Source organism: Halorubrum sp. Atlit-8R (assembly GCF_003666025.1).
GTDB lineage: Archaea > Halobacteriota > Halobacteria > Halobacteriales > Haloferacaceae > Halorubrum > Halorubrum salinarum.
The window spans coordinates 40,343-60,752 of sequence record NZ_QPLV01000008.1; the positions used below are offsets into that span (position 1 = coordinate 40,343).

A 20,410-nucleotide genomic window follows, 5' to 3' on the forward strand; every position below is an offset into this window, starting at 1 on the left:
GGTGTTTACGGTTTGTAGTTGTCTCGGTGACAGCTACTGGCTGTGCCAATCAGCCGTTACTCCTATCCCGGCATGGGATTCAGCGGTACTTCGTACTGTACCCGAACACGACAACAGAAAGGGTGCTTTCTGTGTGTGGTCGGGAATCCCGATATTGTCCGATTCATTGGGCGAATAGACCGCCTCGGATACCTATTGGTACGACAATCACTCACTTAAAACACCCGACCAGAAGTTCGTGGTTGCTGTAGAGAATTGTCGGATTCATCCCCGCGCTGAAGCGCGAGGCTTTCTCCTTGATTCTCCGTAATTCGTTAGAGCACGCCTGATAGATTTAAAAACCTGTAATATTCAGGAATACGGCTTGGCCGCTCGAGATATTACACACGAACATGTACCGAGACCATGGTGACTATAAGGCGCCTGAAGGCTCAGAGGCCTGTCTCGAGTCTATAGCGTTCCACGACTGGCCGGTGCCCATCGAGGGCACCGCCCACGATATTACGGTCGACGACGGCGAAGTGCGGCAATCCGCCCCGCAGCCTAACCACGTGATCTACTAATGGCTACCCTTCAAGACGCGCTCGCACGGGTCGAGGATCCGGCCCTTGATGACGACATTGTTTCGCTCGGTCTCGTCGGAGACATTGAATTCCATGGAGATACCGCCCACGTACCGCTCGCACTCGGTGCCCCGCACTCGCCGGTCGAGACACAGATAACCGAGGACGTTCGAGCCGCCGTTCGGGACGAGGGATACGAACCAGTTCTCTCGGTCGAGATCGACGATACGACGCCCGCCGGCCAGATGGACGGCGCACCGAACGTGATCGCTGTCTCCTCCGGGAAGGGCGGCGTCGGCAAAAGCACCGTCTCGGTGAATCTTGCGACGGCGATGGCCGAGCGGGGGGCCAATGTTGGACTGTTCGACGCCGACGTGTACGGCCCTAACATCCCGCGGATGCTTGGCGTACAGGATGAACTGGGGAGGGCGGAGGACGACGAGACAATCAGACCGGTCGAGAGCCACGGACTCAAGCTGATGAGCATCGGCTTCCTCGTCGGTGACGACGATCCGGTCATCTGGCGGGGCGCCATGGTCAATAAGGTACTCACAGAGCTACTACACGACACCAAGTGGGGAGATCTCGACTACTTCGTCGTCGACTTGCCTCCGGGAACGGGGGACGTACAGCTGACCTTGCTCCAGCAGATAGGGGTCTTGGGTGCGCTCGCCGTGACGACGCCGCAGGACATCTCGCTGGATAACGCCCGAAAGAGCGTTCGGATGTTTGACAAGCATGATACGTCGGTACTCGGCGTCGTCGAGAACATGAGCGGGTTCGTCTGTGACGAGTGCGGGACTCGACACGACGTGTTCGCGACCGGCGGGGGCCAGCGACTCGCCGACGAGTTCGATCACCCGCTCCTCGCCGAGATCCCGCTCGACCCTGCGATCCAACAGGGGTGCGAGGTCGGAGAGCCCGTCGTTTCCGACGGTAACTCGGAGCCGGCACGAGCATTCCGAAAGCTCGCTGAACGGACGATGGACCAAGTCGGTCGAGAGCGGAGACGTTCGCACGCCAACGGTGCCGTCGAAATTGGGCAGAACCAGTAGGCAACGGCACGCTGAAGCTCGCGCTCAGTCGAAGGTCTCCCTTCAGATCTGGCGTCGTAATTAGATATGACCGCGAATAACTTGGAGATTGTCGAAATATAATCTTAAGCAATTACTTCTCACGAAGTAGTAACTTGAGAAGGTTATATTCGACTGGTGTCTGAAGGCTTTCCCATGCAATCGCGATCCCGTCGATCGGTCCTCGCGACGCTCGCGGCCGGGGGCGGAGTCGGGGCCGCTGGCTGCCTCGGTGGCGGCAATTCTGTCTCCGTTCTCGCCGCCGGGAGCCTCGCGGTCGTCCTCGACGAACACCTCGGACAGCGGTTCGAAGAGGAGACGGGACTCGCCGTTCGCGGGGAATATTACGGCACCAACGCGGTGATGCGGATGGTCGAGGACGACCGGAAGTACCCTGACGTTGTCGTGAGCGCTGACGCCAGGCTATTACGCGACCGACTCTACGACACTCACTCGGCATGGGACGTGTCATTCGCGTCCAACGCCATCGGGATCGCCTATGCTCCCGACACACGGTTCGGGGAACGACTAAATGCGGGCGATCCGTGGTATGAGGTTGCGCGTGAGGCCGACAGCGGTAATTTCGCGATAAGCGATCCCGATCTTGATCCCCTCGGATACCGCGCCATCCACGCGTTTCGACTCGCCGAGCGGGAACACGGGCTCGACGGCTTCTCTGAGACCGTCACCGAGGCCGCCTATCGGGAGCCGGAGGAACCACAGCTGCTCGCCGGCGTCGAGACGGGGAACCGCGCCGCCGCGGTCGTCTACCGGAACATGGCCGCGGACCACGGGCTTCCGTTTCACTCGTTCCCGGACGCGTACAACTTCTCGAACCCGGAGTACGCCGACCAGTACGCGGAGGTCTCGTACACGACGGACGACGGGTACACGGCGACCGGCGCGCCGATCGTGTACAACGCGACGGTGCTCGAAAGTGCGGACTCGCCGAACGCCGGGCACGAATTCGTCAGATTCCTTGCGAATGCCGGCGAGACCCTCCGTGAGAACGGGTTCGAGACGGAGGAATTCCCGAGAACGCACGGGGAGGCTCCTATCGAGGTGAGCAGCGAATGAGCCTTGTTGATGTAACTCGCTCAGCCACGAAATCACGACGTGTACCCCCGCTGCTGGTCTTTGGAGTTCTCGGAGTGGTTCTGCTCGTGTACTTCGCGCTCCCCTTCGTGGTGTTCCTCGGCCGAACCGGATCGGTTCCCGTCGTTGAGACCCTGCTACAGACGACGAGCCGGACGGCGGTCCGGAACTCGCTCCTCACCGCGCCCGTCGCTACCGCGATTTCGACCGTGTTCGGCGTTCCGCTCGCGTACGTCCTTGCACGCAAGACGTTTCCAGGGAAGCGACTTGTTGAGGCGCTGGTCGTACTTCCACTCGTCGTCCCGCCGGTCGTTGGCGGGGCGATGCTGCTCAGTGTGGTTGGGCGGTTCACACCGATTGGAGCGGCCGCGGCGCAGGTCGGGCTACCGCTGACAGATAGTCTCGTCGGCATCGTGCTCGCACAGACGTTCGTTGCCGCGCCGTTCGTCGTGATTACCTCCCGCGCTGGATTCGGCTCAATTGATGAGCGGCTTGAACAGGCGTCTCGATCACTCGGGTGCGGGCCGATAGCCACGTTCAGACGCGTGACGCTCCCCCTCGCGAGACGAGCGATTGTCGCCGGCATTATACTCACGTTCTCGCGGGCCATCGGTGAGTTCGGCGCAACGATGATGGTCGCGTACAATCCTCGAACGATACCAACACGTATCTGGGTCGATTTTATCGCCGGCGGCATCGACGCGATTGTTCCACTCGCACTCGCGCTGTTGGCGGTTACGCTCGTTGTGGTCGCTACGGTACAGCGGTTCGCCGGGGTGCCGACCGTGGTGGAGCAAGAAGCCTCGAACTCAATAGAATGACCCACCGGTACAGGTCCGAGTGTACCCTCGAATACGACTCTGCGGCTCTGTTGAAGTCCTTAAGAGCTGATAGAATCGGCGTGCGAGATACAGAGGATACACACCTGTCACCGACCGGTTGCGCTCAATTATATCCCCACGCAGCGTCCAAAGCCGTATGGTCACGTGGCAGCAACGCTCGGTGACGTGGTGGCGGGATATGGGTGCCGGGGTCGTCACGGCGGCGGCGGCACTCGCCGCCTCTCTCCTTTATATGCTCGTGGCGATGGTAGTTCCATTGCGCCTGTCGCCAGACGCGCAGTACTGGGTCGGATACGCGCCACAGTTCGCGTTTGTCTCGGGGTTCGTCCTAGGCGCTATCGTGTGGCGACGAGTCGCGTCTCGGGTATCTACTCCGGAACAGGGGGCCTTCGTGGGTAGCGCGATGGCCCTCTGAATCGTGGCACTCGTCCCAATACTGGCAGGAGTGTACGTACTACTGTTTCCACTCCTCCTCAGTATCGTTACCGGGCAGGGGTTACAGTACGCAATACAGCTCTATCCGGAACCGCTGTGGACTGCTGTCGATGTTACTCGAACCGTCGCTACTGCGTGGAGCCCGCTGGTCGGTGCCCTGCTCGTTCCCCTCGGAGCGGTCGCAGGGTGGGCCTCCCAGCGTCGCCGTCGGCTCAGTGGGCACTAACTGTCTCGACTCGTGAACGGGCCGGTGTCCGCGGGCACGTTTGCCACCCACCCAACCGACTCACGCTCTGGGTTCAGCACGGCTCCGAGAATATATCACCAAATGAGGAATTCAAAAGAGCCTTTCCATAGAGTTGTAGCCAATTATTTGATTCCCACTAGTGATTTCCACTCAAGCATGACCGGAATCGTGATCCTCCCCGCTGGTCGCGACGACGCGTTTGAGGACTACAAACAGTTCATCCGAGATGGGCACCCAATTGCGGATATTGAGTCCTACCTCAATGACGAGGATCTCGAACTGTTTCGGACGACATCTGACAACGATCTCGTCCATGTCTGGGGTACTTCAGTAGACGGGACGTGGCGGAACGTCGAGCGAAACGACATCGCGCTCGTCTACCACGATGGCGCGTTCGTCGCGAGGGGACAAGTTCTCCAACTCCGACATGACCCCGACCTTGCGGAGTATCTCTGGAGAGAGAACGTTGAACACGGTCGCTGGAACGAGGAAAGCCCGTGGGAGTACATGACCTTCCTCACCGATGTTGAGGAAGTCGACGTCGACATTGAGGAATTCAACGAGCTCGTTGGCTATGACGAGACCTACCGCCCGCAGGGATTCACACGAGTCGCAGACAAGCGCCTCAACCAACTCTCTGGCGAGGAATCAGTCGAAACCGCCATTGCCGACCTCACCGATGCCGGCGAGCGTGTTCACCCGGTCGACGACGAAGACGACGGACCCACTCCCGACCTCGCCGATCAACTCCGGGCGGCCAGCACAGATGGGAACGCTCATGAGGAGTTCGAGAAACTCGTTGCGAAGGCCTTCTCCCGGCTGGGCTGTGCCGCCGACTGGATCGAAGGAGGGGGTGACACCGACGTGGAGATCCGATCCCCCGAACACGTCGTTGTCGAAGTGAAGGCCCGAGGGAACGGGCGAGTCAACTCGCTAGAGGTCACAAACGTGGACAAGCATCGACGCCAGCGTGGAGCCGATCACGCCATCGTGGTCGCCCCATGCTTCGCCCCAAAGGTGATCGATAATGCCGAGACGACCGAGCTGACAACAATCGCCGTCGACGACCTCGTCGAGCTTCTCGATCGCCGGGAGGAGTATGCCGTCCCACCCGAGGAAATACTGGCGCTCTTGACACGCTCAGGGCCTTCCAAGACGACAGACTCGACCTCCTCGATGAGTACATCCAAGACCGCATCGATGCTGGAGAGACCTTGCTTGCGGTCATTCGAGCTCTCGAGCGTGCCGACGGAGCCGTGGAGACAGCGGAGGACGTCCGGTGGATCGTCGTGGGCATGGAGGACTCGAACGATATCCCAACCACCGAAGAGGTTCGATCCGCCCTCCAACTGCTCGCGCATCCAAGCGCAGGGGCCGTTGAGCAGGACAAAGAAGGATATCGGGTGACGACTGGCTATGAGAACGGGATCCAATTGGTTCGATCCCTCGCAGATGTCGTCCAACCACCGGGGAGGGAGGAGTAGATCACCGGCCTCTGCGACGGCACCTCGCTTGTCTCTGTCCTCACCCTCCGGCGCTTCGAGTGTTTCGAGCTGTACGCCGACAGCGATCGACGCTGAAATCCCAGCCGATCTCACACACACCACGTCTTCAAGTGTCTCCGATGACCAGACAGCCGTTCTAATTGTCGACCTTACACACCACCCGTTCAAGTGTTCAACTATAACCACCGACGCGATTGCGTACAATCTGCTGACGGTCCTGTCGAGGCCAGTTCGTCGTCGGGGCAGTACGTCGAAAATAGATATTGTGTCGAGGACAACAGAATCCAGTTAATCGATGAGACTCTCAACTATTTATGCCGCCTTTTTTGTGGCCCCTTCTTCTCTCGTGGATAGCTTCGGAAATAGTGGTGTGTGGGTTCCCGCTATCTCTTGTCACCAAAAGCTTCGAAAACGGGGGAGGGACAGACCCTCATTGTCGAGAGGATTTTCAGCAGTTCTACACAAAGACGAGATGACTTAACCAACACACCACGCTTTTGCCGTCTATGTTGGTTAATCAAAGCGAGGTCCAACTCACATGGATTGTGCTGTGGAAGTTCTTGCTCAACCCGTATCTGATTTCTCAATGTGCTACGCGTTCCGATCGATCCAGTCACAGAACTCTTCAAAGTCTTGCGCACCCGCTCCGTCGGCGATTTCACGGAGCGTCCCGGTTCGAAGCTCGTCGTGTAACGGAACAGTCACCTGGCGGCGATCATCTTCGTTCGTCGGATGCTCATAGTACAACTGTGCGTGGTCTCCGGCTGTCCGCCGCCATTCGAAGCCACCAGCATTGACGAGGACCTTGGCAATTTCGTGTCCTGAAAACGTCCGTCTTCCCATCTATTCGAGCACGTCCGGGGGGTGCTGTTCCCCGGTCGTGTTGTCCTCCGGATCGATACCTAACTCCTCGAGTTCTACATTCGTCGGTTCGTGTCCAATCTCTCCTCGATGGAGAGCCACTGCTTCATCGAGATTCTCCAACGCAACGGCGCGTGAGGTCCCCTGAGTCGTCACCCCCGTCTCGACGTCTTTGGCGACCCACCACCCATCTTCCCGCCAGAGACGGATCTCGTCCTCGTGGTCATCGCCTTCTCTCGTCGACGTGGCCATGCTCTATCTACGTGATGAAAGCCGAATAAGGGTTTGGGCGTTACCAAGCTACTTTTTCACGAGCCTGACGCTGCGCTACTGGCTATCCGTACCCATTTATTGGAGTTAGTTAACAATGACCAGTCAAAAAGAGATCTGTATCAAAACTTGTCGAGAGTCATGTCTCCATCAATTCCGTCAAACAACTCTTGTAGGCGACTATCTCCTTGGAGTACATCACGCACGATGTCTGCACGAATTGAGAACTCGTACTCATAGTAACTCCCACCTTTCGGGCCTTTGTTTTGCTCGCGAACGTCAAGAAATCCTTTCAGCGTCAACTGGGACAAGCGGTTATGAATAGTGCGGTCGGTACGGACATCCGCGTCGATACGCTTTGCAGCCAACACATACCGCTCGTAGATCCGATTTCGCTTAGCTGGGAGCGCACTCTCCTGCTCGAGCAACAATAGTCCGTACAGCGTTAATTTTGATTGTGTGGGAAGTCGTCCTAGTTCCTCTCTCACTTTATCCCGCTCAACCGCTTCATCCGCACGACGAACATGCTCTTCAGTAATACAGTCACTTTCCTCGTCACGCGCCATATCACCGGCCTTGTACAACAGCTTCAGCGCTTGCCGGGCGCTCCCAGAATCTTGCGCCGCGAACGCTGCACATAACGGGATCACATCATCTTCAAGAATGTCTGATGATAACTCGAACGCTCCATTATCAAGTTGCGATGCAGTCGTATCGTGGAATGCTTCGGATGCTCGTTGCTTCAAGATGTTCCCGAGTTCATTCGCATCATACGGTGGGAAATGAATCTCCTCGTCGCACAGGGAGTCTTTCACCCGTGCAGAAAGGTTATCTCGGAAAGTGAAATCGTTCGAGATCCCGATAACCCCGACAGACGTATCTCTGACATTCCCATTATCGTTAGCGCGAGGAAGTTTGTATAGGATGTCGTCATCATTTCCGATAGCATCGATCTCGTCTAAAACAACTAGGCAATGCGTAGCGTCGAGTTTTTCGAGTTCCTCGAATAGCATCGTGTATATCATCCCAGATGGATATCCTGTCGGCTTGATCTGCTCCTCCGGCTCTCGAAACTCGTTTATCAGATTCGCAGCTACCTGGTAGCTCGAGTTCAGCGATTTACAATTCAATTCGGCAAAGTGTACATCGACGTCATCTAGATTCTGTTGATCCTCGTCTAGCCGCTCAATAATCATTCGAGATGAGAGCGTCTTTCCCACGCCTGTCTGCCCATATAGAAACAGGTTTTTCGGTGGTGCTCCGTTGATCACGGGTTTCAGAGCCGACTGGTACTGCTTGAGTTCGTTATCTCGCTCGATTAACTGATCAGGCCGATACCCGTCTCGAAGCACTGCTTCATCAGCAAAAATTGTAGAATCGGGTTTGAACCGTTCCAGCCCCATTATTACTCGACTTGTAACCACGGCGTTACTTAAAACCACACCTTCATGAGTGTCATCAGTTTCATCTGTGTACACCATGCCTTCATGAGACATAGATACACCACACAGATACGGTGGTGTTCGCGAACAAAACCAGACAGAGATGACGAACCCCCTCCCCCCACTTTTCACGAGAGTTCCGCGGTAAAGACGGTGGGGGAGGATCGAGATCACTTTATTAACACGCAAACCTTTATAACACATCGCTCGAAACCATACCCGCACAGCTATTGTAGCGGTTAATTGTGCTGTAGAAGAATGCTAAGAGAGTAGCAGACATCGTTTCACTACCTAGTCTCTAACAGCAACTCTCGTGAAAAATGGGGGGTGGGGGGTTGTAGACAGTACGACCACGTTGGTATGTTCGTACAGAGAAACGAGAGCTGGAGCAACTCTCGTGAAAAGTGGGGTGGGTGGTAGCAGACCTTGGTGAACTGTAGCTCTCGATTTTAGTTGTGTGCTGAATATATTTGAGAACTCTCGTGAAAAGTGGGGGGTGGGGTAGTAATCAGGACAGACGGAACTCGCGAAACGACCTCTGTCACCCCACACCTAGGCGGTGTCGGAGACCTTGGAAAGAACCTCTGAGGACAAGTTCGAGCCATTAACCAACAAACTGGCGCTTCTGCTGCTATCTGTTGGTTAATCACGGTGAGCTCAATCACGTACGCCCGTATGCTTTTGTCTCGCAGTACTGAATCGCCAGTATGTCGTTTCGAGTGACGTGGGAGAATCTCCTCGACAACGTGGAGGAGCTTCCAGCAGACGCTACACTCCTCACTCCGCTCTCTCAGAAGCCGTTTCACATTACCGACGTCCAGCAACACCGAGTGCTGATCGAGTATCAGGCCGACAGTGAGACCGTCCCGCTCCAGCGAGAGCAGTTCGAGACGCTGTTTGAGCGCGTTGACGATGCGACTGGGTCGTTCGATCTCGATCGCCTCCCACCCGGGGCTGAACCGTATGCCACCGTGATGAGTCTCCATCCGCGATTCGCGATCGACGACCGGGAGGGTACCCTTTCTGAAAGCGAGACGCCAACAGCGTCCCCACTCGTCGATGCCCATACGGTCGAACACGACGATGGTCCACGAGAAGAGCCCGATATCCCGGTCTATGCAGATGCCCTCCTGTTGATCGACGCGCTCGAGCAGCACGATGTGACGTCACTCACCGAACTAGACGTGCCGACGCTCGTGAACCTCTACACGTTGCTGTCCGATGTCCAGCGCAACGCCAACGATCTTCGGCAGCAGGTCCGTGGCGTCTTGCTTGACCGCTTCCATCACGATCAACCTGTGAGTGGTCAATACGGGTCCGTTCAACGGGCTGTCCGCCGAAATCGAACACTCAAAGATGACGAAACGGTCCTTGAGCGACTGGAAGCAGAAGGGATCGACCCCGAGCGCGTGCTGACCGTCGACACGAGCAAACTCGACGACGCGCTGGAGGTAACGTCACTCTCTGAATCCGACGTGTACGAGATTGAAGAGAGCGAGTATGTACGCAAGGCAGACGTCGACGAAGAGATGAAAGAAACCCGTCTCCAAGGGCTCAAAGACCAGTTGGCTGGAGCCGACGAAGACACAACCGAGCTCCAAGTTGAAATCGAAGAGTTGGAGCAACGTATCACCGAACTCACTAGTTTTGACTCCGGGACATCCTATCACACTCGTTCAACTGGTGGGTAGCCGGCGTCTGGGCGGATACTGTCACAGCCGAGACTGCGGGAGGACCGTTCTATCGTACTCGTTAGGAGACGACAGACCGGCCACGGCAACTGACCAGATAGTGTACCCGGACCGTGCTCAAGTCGGGTTTTTATCACTAGCATAGACCTATAACTTGGTATGACCGACTCGGCGTCTCCAAGTGTCTCTGTCTCGTTATCTGTGCCTACTAATGTTTCAACAGTCCTAGACCGGGCCGGTATCGATTACGTTACGGTTCATGAGCAGCGACTGCTCGCGATCTATCATACCGGAATTTTCAATGTGACAACCGAACCGGAGTCAGTGTCGAATGCGCGCACACTCGAGATCGAATGCTGGGAAGCACCCTTGCCGTCTCGTGGTGATGAGCGATCACCGCAGGAGCTTCTCGAGGATTTTGCGGCCGTGTTTGATGCCGACGATGAGTCCTGAGGTGGTCTCTCGGGTACTTTGGTCAGACCGGCGCTAATCAGTTGAAAACGCTAGAAACGCTAGAAACAAGTCCGCTGGCACGAGTCAACATAATACACGATTTATGAACATTTCTGAGACGCTCCAGACACTGTATACTGCGACTGTTGAGCAAGACGATGGCACCTACCAGATACCTGTGCCTGACCGTGAGATAGCCACGGGAACACTCTCTGAGGGTGAAACGTACCGTGTTGCGCTCATATCGACATCGACGTCGGATACCGAACCCACCGACACGACTGAGGTCACTCAGTCAGCTGACCACACTGGTCAGCAACACGAATACGACGGCCCGCCTGTTGAGGAAGGTGAACAGCGAGACGTTGAAATCGAGAACCTCGGTGACCAAGGTGACGGGATCGCGAAAGTTGAGCACGGTTACGTCGTGATCGTTCCCGAGACAAATATTGGAGACCGAGTCACCGTCGAGATGCAACAGGTGCGTGAGAACGTTGCGTTCGCTGATGTTGTTGATGACACCCCTCGCGGGGAAGTCTAGGACCCGCAGGTTGGCACGAACGGGTGGTTATCGCAAACTTCTCACACTACTATAGGGTGTCATAGACGATTTGCCACGACATTTATTTCGTGAATTCACAGCCGAATCAGCCGATAGAACGCGCTTGCTTATTGAACCCGGTCATAGAGTACCTGCTCGTTTTGGGTACTATCTATATGCCTAATTTCCCGCGACCTTCTCGATCAAAAGCTTATACGACCAGCGAGTCAGCATGGTACATGAACTCACGGTTAGGATCGTTCCTTCTCGGGAAGTCGTTGAACCTATCGCTTCGGTATCTCGGCTACTCGGTCATTCTCATGGCCTTGTTCTTCGGTCAACTCTATCTTGTTGGAAATTCCGGTATGGGAAACTCATTTCTTGGAGTCACGGTATCAGCGATTTTTCTGGCAGGGATACACACATATCGCAACGACGGAATACTCGTGAGTATCGCCGTCGCCGTGATCGTCATAAACGGCTCTGCCCTGTATAGTGTCATCTCGCTTAATCACCCTCAACCTGACTATGGACTGTTAACCGGCGTGGGGGGAGCAATGTTATATGGCGTCCCAATAGGGATTGTATCATCTACTGTTGCGTTTGCTTTACGGCGATTTTCCCCGAGCCAATCAGGTGTCGTATCTGAGGAAAAATAGAAATATAACGACTCCTCCACCCAGTAAACTCTGGGAACCGTTCCGGAGGTCTCCTGTACTGAGCGATTCGTGAGTCCCCTAGATTGACCGCAACCGTGTCAAAATGTGTCACTTGTTGAGGATTTCAACAGAGCCTCCAGACTGAAACAGCTGGTTGCCGATAACCGCAAGCTGGGGCTCCAACCGATTTTAGACGACATGATGACCTCGGCTTACACGGCTATCTGCTTCAGCACAACAGCACATAGCACAGCAGCATACTCTTACAATAGTACACCCAACACGTGACCATGACAATGGACATGGAAGAGTTTGAAGCAGCGGGGAACGGGGAGGAGGGACTATCCACTAGCGAGGCAGTTGTGAAGTTCCTCCTCGAGAACAGGGATCGAGCGTGGAAACGCCGCGAGATCGCAGACGAAATCAACCGTGATCCGAACACCGTGGGAACGAACTTGAGTCGGTTGAAAGATCGCGGTCTCGTTCGCCACCGCAAAAATCATTGGGCGATCACAGACGATCACCATCGACTCGTCGAAGCGACCCGGTTCTCAAAGGTATTCTCCACGCTCAACGAGTCGGTTGGATCGATCATCGAGAGCGAAGAGGAAGCAAAAGCGTGGAGCGACGCACAGCCGGATCGGCCTCATCCAAGCGTTGGTGACGGTGAAGAAGACACCCAAACCGTCGAATCTGAAGGACACAACGATGACGACCAGTGATTTGTCATTTTTAACTACTGTGTCATTTATTTATAAATTTCATATAGTAGTGAGCCGTAGCATGGCATATGAGCCATGAGATGGAATCAAACCCCGCACAGAGTGTATCCATATCTGTTCCAATACCCGTCTCAGACGCGGATTTATTCAAAAGCAAGGCAACGAACGACATCTTGCTATTTTTAACGAACCACCGATTCAAACAGTTCTCAATGCGCGAGGTGGCTGACCAGATTGGCCATTCCCAACAGACGGTTCGGAGAGCGATCAATACCCTCGTCGAGAACGGATTAGTGGTTGAATGGCCCGAGAACAATCAACGGCTCGTTCAGATCAACCGCGAGCGACTCACTGTTCCGGACGACCCTCTCCTCCGAATACCGCAACCAGAGTTCCAGAAACCCGTGAAAGCCGCGGTCGACGAGCTCACTGGCCGTCTCGACGGCGTCATCGGGATCGTCCTTTACGGAAGTGTCGCGCGTGGCGAAGCCGATCGGCGCAGCGACATCGACGTCTGGGTACTCACCACGAACGAACGAGCCCCAAACCAACGAGAGGCGAACGCTGTTGGTCACGACCTCGAAGACGCCGAGTTCGACGGGAACAGGTATGCTTACGACGTCGACGTTGAGGCGGTCCACGCGATTCCCACGTACACAGAAGACGTCCGAGAAATTGTCGTTTCAGGAATCCCAATCTACAGCACTAACAAGATTGAGACAGTCGAAAAGCTCCTCCTCAAGGAGGGTGGTGGCGATGAGTGATGGGTCTGTATTGAGTGATTCCTGTGTAGGTGTGAGAAGACTTCTATGACACCCTCACACTACTATTCATTCCCCGGCTTGCCGACATACTCCGATTTCATTGTCCCATTCTCACGATAGTAGCGGTAGAGATACGGGCCGTGCATATCCGCGGGATCCCCGCTTGCGCATTTACAGCTGTCGTCGCCACAGGTGACTTTCTCTTTGACGACGGTCCCGCTTCCTGTGCTGTCGGACTCCTCGACGGGTTCGGCAGTCTCGGGAAGCTTGTCGGTGTCAACCGACTGGTCGCGATACTCGATGAGCGCCTCAATATAGTTCTGTACCTTCTGGAGTGTCTCTGTATCCTGTTTTGGGAGCCCCTCTGCGAGATACTTCGGGAGCGAGGTGGGTGGTGACGGCTGCTTCATACCTTATGTAACAATTGGGGTCATATTAGCGTTCAGGTGCTACATAAGAAATTGAATCTTCTCTACCAACCGTGAGGACCTCAGCAATTACTCGAGATCGTAGGCCGCAATCTCGTGAGAGCCACACTGTGGACATTCATCGACGTCCTTCTCCACGCTGTACCCACAGTGACGGCACTCGTGGTGCGTTGTCGATGACGGCTCGAGCCTGACGATCTGCTGGATGAACTGTTTACCTAGCATCGGTGGGGTCAACGATCTCGCCACAGCTTGGACATTCGGCCCACACGCCAGGGTCACCGCTAGCGGTCTCATAGTGGATGATTGCGTGCCGACTCGTGACTGTCTCGCCGCAGAACGACCAGTCGCCACGGACTGTCTCTGGGTCATCAGGAGTCATTCTCACGAGTTCACGGGCTACTCCGAGGGGGAGAGGGAGCGTGTGACACTATTTTGGAGCTGATCCGGTTGTTGAAACCGACCCAGCGGTGCTCCCTCTCCTCAAAATTTGAGACTCTGTGACTTATACTTCGGGCGAGCGGAGTGAAAGTACTGTTCCGGGGACAGTAGCGTGACTACAGGTCGTGAGTAGCTATCACACGAGGACATTCCGAGAGCGGTGGGTGGTGACTACGCGCTCGTAGGAGTCCCATCGGCGTCGCCGCTATCGACGAGCGGGTAGTCGATGTGGACCTCGATGCGGTCGGACGGAACAACAGGTTGAATCGCATCGCTTGGCCTGCCCGCTTCGAGCGTGAGGATGCCTAGTACTTCCAGCTGCTTCAGGTTCGAGTGGACGTCGGACCTTTGATCGAGAGCTACTGGGGGTGTCGATATACACCAGCTTGGACTTTTGTCAATTTGTTCTTCTCAACCAGTTGAGAGAGTGCCCGGCTGACGCTTGACTTTGGTCGCTCAGTCATCTTGGCAATTTCAGATGTTGTGAGCGTGTTCTCATCGCTACGTCGGAAGGCCTCAAGAATATCAATTTCAACCCGGCTTGCTACGTTTCGAAGCAGATCGTATTCAAACGCCATCCTAGCAAGGGCCTCAATATCGATATATGCCCTATTTACGTCCCCGTTACTGCTGTGCGATTTGACACTCAGTAGCCCCACAGATTGTAGTGCTTCTTTCTCCTGAGCAGTGAATGCTCCTTCGCCAATTTCCAGTTCAGTCGTGTCTGATATGGTGTACTCTTTAGGCTGGCTCATCGTATCAAATCTTAATACTTGCTTGAGAAAAAGATTAACGGGCATGTTAATCTACTTCCCAGACTTGTATGAGAAAATCCCGTTTATGTTAGCAACGCTTTTCATTTGGACCGAGTTATGTATACATGAGGATGCGGGGGAGGCGGTTAGCGTAACGCGCCGCCTCTCCCGGTTAGGATAGTGAGGTAGTGGCTCACGGTCCGACGACATCCGGTCTTCATATCTACAGTTCCTCCAGTAGATAGGATCGCACAGCAGTGTCGTCGATCTGGCTTACGTGATCGCGGTACGGGTCCCGATTTGTTGGCGACGGATTCATCGGGATTCCTTTTCCCAAAATCCAAGCGAGTACTCGAGAGCGGACGCCCTCTTCGCGAATCGGACGGATCGAGTAAAGTTGGTAGGGGACCTCTGCCTGAGGAGCAGGATCTACCCATGATGGGTCGAAATCGAGAACCTGGGGAGGGAGCTCAGATCGACCATTCTCCAACTGACGGGTAATATGACCAGCAATGTAGTCTGCCGTATTCGTCGCGGGATATGTCCGATCAGCCCCCTCCATGAACGTCAACAAAACAGGACAGATGGACTGCTGAAAACTGGTGTCGAATGCTGAAGGCATCTGTCGCTTTAGCTGGTGAAAATAATTGCTGTGGGCATCTTCACGACCATCGTGAAGGAACGCTGTTTTACCACACCCATGGGCAAGGTCTCCCACTTGGAGTGGGTTCGTGATTGATTTTTTTGCAGCTGTAACTGCGCATGTTGCGAGTCCAGTAGCCTTGTCGGGGCCCTCCCAGAGGATGGCACTCCAAGAGACCGGTAGCGATCGAAGATCCTCGATAAGTCCTTGGACCCGTCTAGCACGTTCCTTTACAGAAACATCCCCGTAACGGAGTAGTGACGATGATTTATGCTTGAATGGCTGGAGATCATTTTCAATAAGTGCGCGGAGAAGAGATATTTCGTCCTCTCGAGCGGCACGAACGGCGACTACAATGGTATATCGCGTTCCTTCTACCGTTGTAGTCGATTCATCAAGACCGACCAAATTTGGAGCGCGCTGCTTCTCACCGTCGCGGACCAGCCTGATGTCACGCAGCGGCACACTCATCTGTATATTTCTTGGGAGGCGGTGTCTTGTACGTTCGGATGTTTGGACCCGATCTGCTCTGTTGAATCCGCAGACTGCGCCGGGATCGAGCCACTCTCTCGTCGGTTCTGGAGCACTGTCGAGAGAATTCTTCTAAGAAATCTTGACAGAGGAGGATGAAGATAGAGATCACTAGAGATATCGATCCAACACACCGACGACAGAACGTGAGTCTTCCACGAATTTGGCTCTGTTGAAATCCTCAACAGGTGATATATTCTAATCGGGCTGCGGTCAATTCAGGAGACATACCCATCAGAAGACATTTTTATTTCTGAGGTGGACAATCAGGATAATGCCCTCCACCAGTGACATACCGCAATGGCGTGAGCTGATGATGCTTATTTTGCTGAGTTTCCTCTTTGCATCACTTCAGTGGAATACGCTACAGGACCTCATTTCCAACGGGCCAACGGCATTCAACACGCTCGTGGATGTTTCATTGTTCGTCCTCTTGAGTATCTCCGTCATAGGAGCGATCTACGAAACCCTACAGATGAGAGCAAATTGAGTACTTCGCACTCTTCAGCGACCGGACGTTTCAGACGATACTGTGTCTAAAGAAGAGGATTTCAACAGAGCCACGAATTTGCAAAACTGTCGGACGGAACCACCAGTTGATCTATCTGACCGATGGGATTAAGAAGAGTCGTTACATCGCCATCTAATATGCACAGCTAGATGACGTAGAATCAGGGGGTCATCCCCCCTGGTGGCAGCAGAGGGTCATCCCGGGAGAACACAGGGCTTGGCAGCCCGGTGAAACAACCAATCGTACTCTCATCTTCTCCCGAGGTGGCTTAATCGTTTCGGTGCTCAGAGTGGCATCTGTGTCTCACCGGAACTAGGCCCTGCTGCTCCTCTTCCGCGTGAATTCGGTGATTCACGCGATGTTTGGCGTCAGATGGCGTGCGAGAGCGCAGTATGCACGCAACCGGATCTGATCGAGGTGAGCCCTCCCGATGAGTCGCTTCGCTGTCGTCGGATGTGCCGAATGTACGGAACACTGGGTCATCGAGGATGTAGTCGGCGTGCGACCTGCGGACCAACACGAGTGTCCTCAGTGTGGAGCGCGCCATACAGACGAGAAGTTACGCCGCCGGGCGAGAGCGGAGACATGGGAAGACGCCGTCGAGAAACGGTCGGCACTGCTCGCGAACAAGCGCAGCGCTGGCGATGAGTTCGCCGACGTCGATCACTACAGCGTGCTCGAAGGCGAGTGGAACCGCGAGATCGTCGACGACCCGCTCGGCGTCCAGGTGATCACTGGTGAGTTCTCGAATGATCACCATCTGGACGGCGACGAGATGGATGAAGCAGCCGGCGATGAGCCCGATTACCGTTCCCTCGGGGATCTCCGTCACGACGGGGACTCAGGTCTGTGGCTGGTCCAGCAGTATCCCGCGGAGTCGTCAGGGACGGTACGTCTCAACGAGGACAGCCGGCCGGGTGGGCTGTGGCAGCGTCTTGTTGATGTCCTTCAGGAGGATATCGCGCTTGTCGTTCGTGAGCTCGTTGGTGGCACCGGTGACGGAGTCGCGTGGCAGATGCTCGAAGCGATCGTCGACGATCAGCTGGGCATGGTCGACAAAGACGCCCTAGAGGATGCCGAGAATCTTCACGGGTCAATTGCCACGTCGACGCTGCTCAGTTTGTGTAAGGACGTCGGCTCTGAGCAACACCAGCAGGCGGTAGAGTTCCTTTCCAGCCTCGGTGATACCGACTTCGGCCCACTGGGTATCGGATTCAACGGAGAAATCGAAGACATCCGGCGTATTGTGAAGCCGTTACTCTCGGCCTCGGTTCATACGCCGACGATCACCGTGCGTATCGATGAGTCGTTCCGAGAGATCGACCATGCTGACCAGCGCCGGCGGATGGTCCAGCTGCTCAGTTGGCTCGGTCACGGGGTGGATGTTCGAGTTGTGTTCGAATCACCGATCTGGATGCGCCGCTTTGCATGGACGTACGATCCGGAGATCGATATCGACGAACTTGACGGGAACGTGCCGGACGTGGCAGCGTTCGATGTGAGTCAGCAATGCAATACAGGCCAACGCGCTTCCGGTGCCGTTGAGGACCACGTAGCCGCGGCTCTCGAGGCACTCGAGACGGATGGTGAGGTCGTCGAAACCCTCGAACGTATCGGTGCGGAATCCGGCCAGACTGCGTCCTACGAGGCGCTCTACCGGGTTGCCCCGTACGACGACCCCAACCAGTCACGGAACAACGTTGCGTATCATCTCCGACAGCTTCGCGAACACGAACTGGTGACCGATCGGATCGGGACCAGTGATGGAAGCAAGGTAGCGATTCGACCGGCTGGGGTACGCCTACTGGAAGAGATCGGACGATTCGGGACGCAGCAGAAGCCGCTTCAGAATTTTGTGAGTCGGGCCGGAAAATCCGGCGACAATTTGGAGTCTAGACCCGCGCACACACGTGAGGGGGTGACCGGGTGGAGCCGCGACCGCCTCCCAGCACTCCACACCATCCAGCCGCTTCCGCGTTCTACCTACCAAGCTGCCGTCGCGACGACCCCCGAGAACGGCATTACAACAGTCGATGCGGCCATCACTGAGTGGGACGATCGGGCGGCTCCTTATCGCTATATGGACTGGGAAGAAAATCGCTTGGCTGTGGCCGCGGAGGTCGACAATCCGATGCAGTGGGCGGTCTGTACTGCTCGCACGTTGGGTGACGCGTTTGTCTGGGATAACCTTCTGACTGAAGATCGGTTCGACGAGAACAGCGATTTCCGCCGGCTGCTCCAAGAAGCACCTGCTATCCTCCAAAATAGTGCGTGCCTCGGGTGGATCGCCGACGGTGACGACATCGTCGACAACGTCGAAGAGTTCGGCAACCGGATACAGAGTGTTCTTGAGGATATCTGCGAGATGACGCGGGATATGACCCATGGCGAGTATCGCGAATATGACTCTCGGACGGCCTTCCGGACACAGATACTCACTGAATCGCTCGGCGTGATCGGTGTGATGACGCGGCTACTCGACTTCGCCGGCGTTGATGTCCTCCGGATCGGTCGGATGCCCCGGTTCAAGAGCGATTTTGACGAAGAGAAGCTCTCGTCCATCGCGAAATTCGTCGGTATCAACTCGGCGATCGGGTCGACCTACGGCATGGCCTCTGTGTTCCGCCAGCTGTTCGAGGATCGCGACGAAGTCCTCCGCTGGTCGATGGACGTCGATGTCGACGCCGCAGAACCGTTCGGCGAGCTCATCGGGTCGTGGTGTCTGTTCGCCGATTACGGCGACCGCCAAGAGGTATTCGCTGAGAAACTCCGATCTAACGTCTCACCGAAGAAAATCCGGGACGGCGCTCCCGAGATCGGTGTCCGAGTCTCTGTCCAAACGTCGACGAGCCGGGCGCAGTACCAGGACCTCCTCGACTCGGTTCTCCGTGAGAAGAATCTAATCACGACGCCGGAGGCGGTGTCGGTACTCCACGGATTGTGTCGATCGCCACTGGCCATCGCGAACGGTGTCGCTCGAGCCTTGGAGCCGGAAGATAAGACGCGGCACATCCGGTCTGTAGAACTCCGTCGTATCATCGCAGCGCTGTCTTCGGAGCAAGTACTCCGAGATGCGTCGTCGACACCGCGAAAAGCGCTTGTGGCGCTCGCTGGAAGCGATGAACTTGTGAACCAAACGGAACTTGCTGAGAGAGCTGGCGTTTCGGCTCGATCGCTGCGTGACCACCTCCCGGATCTCATCGATGCGGGGATCGTCGCGATGACGGACGCCGGCTACCGGCTGCAGTTGTCGTTCGAGGAGACGAACCAAGACGACAGAAACCTCCCCGAACGGTATCGTGATATCTATCCAATGTGGGTGAGTGATCCGACTGTCAGCAACAACGTCCACGCTGCGGCCGGAGCGCTGCGGACAGCCAGAACCCATCACGGACCGGATGGGCCAGTTCCACCGGACGATGTCGGTTTCGCTGGCGATGTCCTGCTTGAACTCACAGAGCCGTGGCCATTGATCGAAGAGATTCTTCCAGCGTTGTGGGCAGTCACGGCAAGGGACTTGTACCGACAGGACGCTGCTGTCGCCGGTGCTGCTCTCGTCGAGCCAGAGGTTGAGGTGATGGGGAAACGCCCCCGTCAGCTGAGCCTTCATGAGGCGACCACCCGAGGTACCCCGACGTGACGTGAGTTCTGACGAGAATCCGGAGCCTATCGATGATACACCCGACCCAGTAAATATTCTTCTCGCAGAATGGCCGCCCTATGGCGATTCACCAAACACAAACAAGGTGATTTGGTGTGTCAATCGTAGTAGTATTTTCATAGGAAAACAAACCCCTCCGTTTGGAAGTCCAACAAAGTGGGAAATTATTTTATAACACATTATTCTTGGAATAATTGTGAACAAATCGTTGTAGTACGGACGAAAGACGTACGTCTTTCGTCGCTCCCAAGTCTGTGCCGTCTTGGGGTTCTGATAT

The 20,410-nt window shown here is 55.6% G+C and carries 19 protein-coding genes and 1 pseudogene; 13 read left to right on the top strand and 7 right to left on the bottom strand.

The window, feature by feature from the left end; all coding sequences use genetic code 11:
- The first annotated feature begins 562 nt into the window (after window positions 1-562).
- The 5 genes from DVK05_RS16105 to DVK05_RS16125 all read left to right on the top strand — a co-directional run bounded on the left by DVK05_RS16105 (window position 563) and on the right by DVK05_RS16125 (window position 5,662).
- The gene (locus tag DVK05_RS16105) at window positions 563-1,618 is read left to right on the top strand and encodes an Mrp/NBP35 family ATP-binding protein (protein WP_121564871.1); all 1,056 of its coding nucleotides are present in this window, start codon (window positions 563-565) and stop codon (window positions 1,616-1,618) included.
- A 174-nt stretch (window positions 1,619-1,792) separates the two neighbouring features.
- Entirely contained in the window at window positions 1,793-2,713 is a 921-nt protein-coding gene (locus DVK05_RS16110) for an extracellular solute-binding protein (protein WP_121564873.1), read from the top strand.
- A complete protein-coding gene (locus DVK05_RS16115) occupies window positions 2,710-3,552 on the top strand; it encodes an ABC transporter permease (RefSeq protein ID WP_050033734.1) in 843 nt (280 codons plus the stop codon). Before DVK05_RS16110 ends, DVK05_RS16115 begins: the two co-directional genes overlap by 4 nt.
- A gap of 157 nt (window positions 3,553-3,709) precedes the next feature.
- Window positions 3,710-3,988, top strand: coding sequence for a hypothetical protein (locus DVK05_RS17605; RefSeq protein ID WP_233559449.1), 279 nt, complete (start codon window positions 3,710-3,712; stop codon window positions 3,986-3,988).
- Window positions 3,989-4,411: 423 nt separating this feature from the next.
- Window positions 4,412-5,662 (top strand): restriction endonuclease, encoded by a 1,251-nt coding sequence (locus DVK05_RS16125; protein ID WP_233559451.1) that lies wholly within the window; start codon window positions 4,412-4,414, stop codon window positions 5,660-5,662.
- A gap of 689 nt (window positions 5,663-6,351) precedes the next feature.
- Here the strand turns inward: DVK05_RS16125 and DVK05_RS16130 are convergent.
- From DVK05_RS16130 to DVK05_RS16140, 3 genes are all read right to left on the bottom strand, one after another.
- Window positions 6,352-6,603 (bottom strand): type II toxin-antitoxin system HicA family toxin, encoded by a 252-nt coding sequence (locus DVK05_RS16130; protein ID WP_121564875.1) that lies wholly within the window; start codon window positions 6,601-6,603, stop codon window positions 6,352-6,354.
- Complete coding sequence (locus DVK05_RS16135) at window positions 6,604-6,873, bottom strand: type II toxin-antitoxin system HicB family antitoxin (protein WP_121564877.1); 270 nt, start codon at window positions 6,871-6,873, stop codon at window positions 6,604-6,606.
- A 140-nt stretch (window positions 6,874-7,013) separates the two neighbouring features.
- Window positions 7,014-8,294: a Cdc6/Cdc18 family protein gene (locus DVK05_RS16140; protein ID WP_007344140.1), complete on the bottom strand. Its 1,281-nt coding sequence runs from the start codon at window positions 8,292-8,294 to the stop codon at window positions 7,014-7,016.
- A gap of 746 nt (window positions 8,295-9,040) precedes the next feature.
- Between DVK05_RS16140 and DVK05_RS16145 the strand changes: the two genes are divergently transcribed.
- The 6 genes from DVK05_RS16145 (at window position 9,041) to DVK05_RS16155 (ending at window position 13,163) form a co-directional block, all read left to right on the top strand.
- Window positions 9,041-10,024, top strand: coding sequence for a hypothetical protein (locus tag DVK05_RS16145; protein ID WP_121564879.1), 984 nt, complete (start codon window positions 9,041-9,043; stop codon window positions 10,022-10,024).
- A 159-nt stretch (window positions 10,025-10,183) separates the two neighbouring features.
- Entirely contained in the window at window positions 10,184-10,477 is a 294-nt protein-coding gene (locus tag DVK05_RS17020) for a hypothetical protein (RefSeq protein ID WP_147437812.1), read from the top strand.
- A gap of 103 nt (window positions 10,478-10,580) precedes the next feature.
- Complete coding sequence (locus DVK05_RS16150; protein WP_121564881.1) at window positions 10,581-11,018, top strand: TRAM domain-containing protein; 438 nt, start codon at window positions 10,581-10,583, stop codon at window positions 11,016-11,018.
- Between the two features lie 239 nt (window positions 11,019-11,257).
- Window positions 11,258-11,677 (top strand): hypothetical protein, encoded by a 420-nt coding sequence (locus DVK05_RS17025; RefSeq protein ID WP_147437814.1) that lies wholly within the window; start codon window positions 11,258-11,260, stop codon window positions 11,675-11,677.
- A gap of 296 nt (window positions 11,678-11,973) precedes the next feature.
- On the top strand, window positions 11,974-12,399 hold the full coding sequence (locus DVK05_RS17030; RefSeq protein ID WP_147437816.1) for a hypothetical protein: 426 nt from the start codon (window positions 11,974-11,976) through the stop codon (window positions 12,397-12,399).
- Window positions 12,400-12,467: 68 nt separating this feature from the next.
- On the top strand, window positions 12,468-13,163 hold the full coding sequence (locus DVK05_RS16155; RefSeq protein WP_121564883.1) for a nucleotidyltransferase domain-containing protein: 696 nt from the start codon (window positions 12,468-12,470) through the stop codon (window positions 13,161-13,163).
- Between the two features lie 62 nt (window positions 13,164-13,225).
- Here the strand turns inward: DVK05_RS16155 and DVK05_RS16160 are convergent, their stop codons facing one another.
- The 4 genes and pseudogenes from DVK05_RS16160 to DVK05_RS17035 form a co-directional block, all read right to left on the bottom strand.
- On the bottom strand, window positions 13,226-13,573 hold the full coding sequence (locus DVK05_RS16160) for a DUF6788 family protein (protein ID WP_121564885.1): 348 nt from the start codon (window positions 13,571-13,573) through the stop codon (window positions 13,226-13,228).
- 630 nt (window positions 13,574-14,203) lie between these two features.
- A pseudogene (locus DVK05_RS17750) lies at window positions 14,204-14,377 on the bottom strand (transcriptional regulator); the annotation flags it as partial.
- 14 nt (window positions 14,378-14,391) lie between these two features.
- Entirely contained in the window at window positions 14,392-14,787 is a 396-nt protein-coding gene (locus DVK05_RS16170; protein WP_158598867.1) for a helix-turn-helix domain-containing protein, read from the bottom strand.
- A 223-nt stretch (window positions 14,788-15,010) separates the two neighbouring features.
- The gene (locus DVK05_RS17035; protein WP_147437818.1) at window positions 15,011-15,901 is read right to left on the bottom strand and encodes a hypothetical protein; all 891 of its coding nucleotides are present in this window, start codon (window positions 15,899-15,901) and stop codon (window positions 15,011-15,013) included.
- A 334-nt stretch (window positions 15,902-16,235) separates the two neighbouring features.
- On the opposite strand from DVK05_RS17035, the gene DVK05_RS16175 reads away from it, so the two are divergent.
- Window positions 16,236-16,451: a hypothetical protein gene (locus tag DVK05_RS16175; RefSeq protein ID WP_121564889.1), complete on the top strand. Its 216-nt coding sequence runs from the start codon at window positions 16,236-16,238 to the stop codon at window positions 16,449-16,451.
- Between the two features lie 451 nt (window positions 16,452-16,902).
- Window positions 16,903-20,112, top strand: a complete 3,210-nt coding sequence (locus DVK05_RS16180) for a DUF5817 domain-containing protein (RefSeq protein ID WP_233559455.1) — start codon at window positions 16,903-16,905, stop codon at window positions 20,110-20,112.
- Window positions 20,113-20,410: the final 298 nt, after the last annotated feature.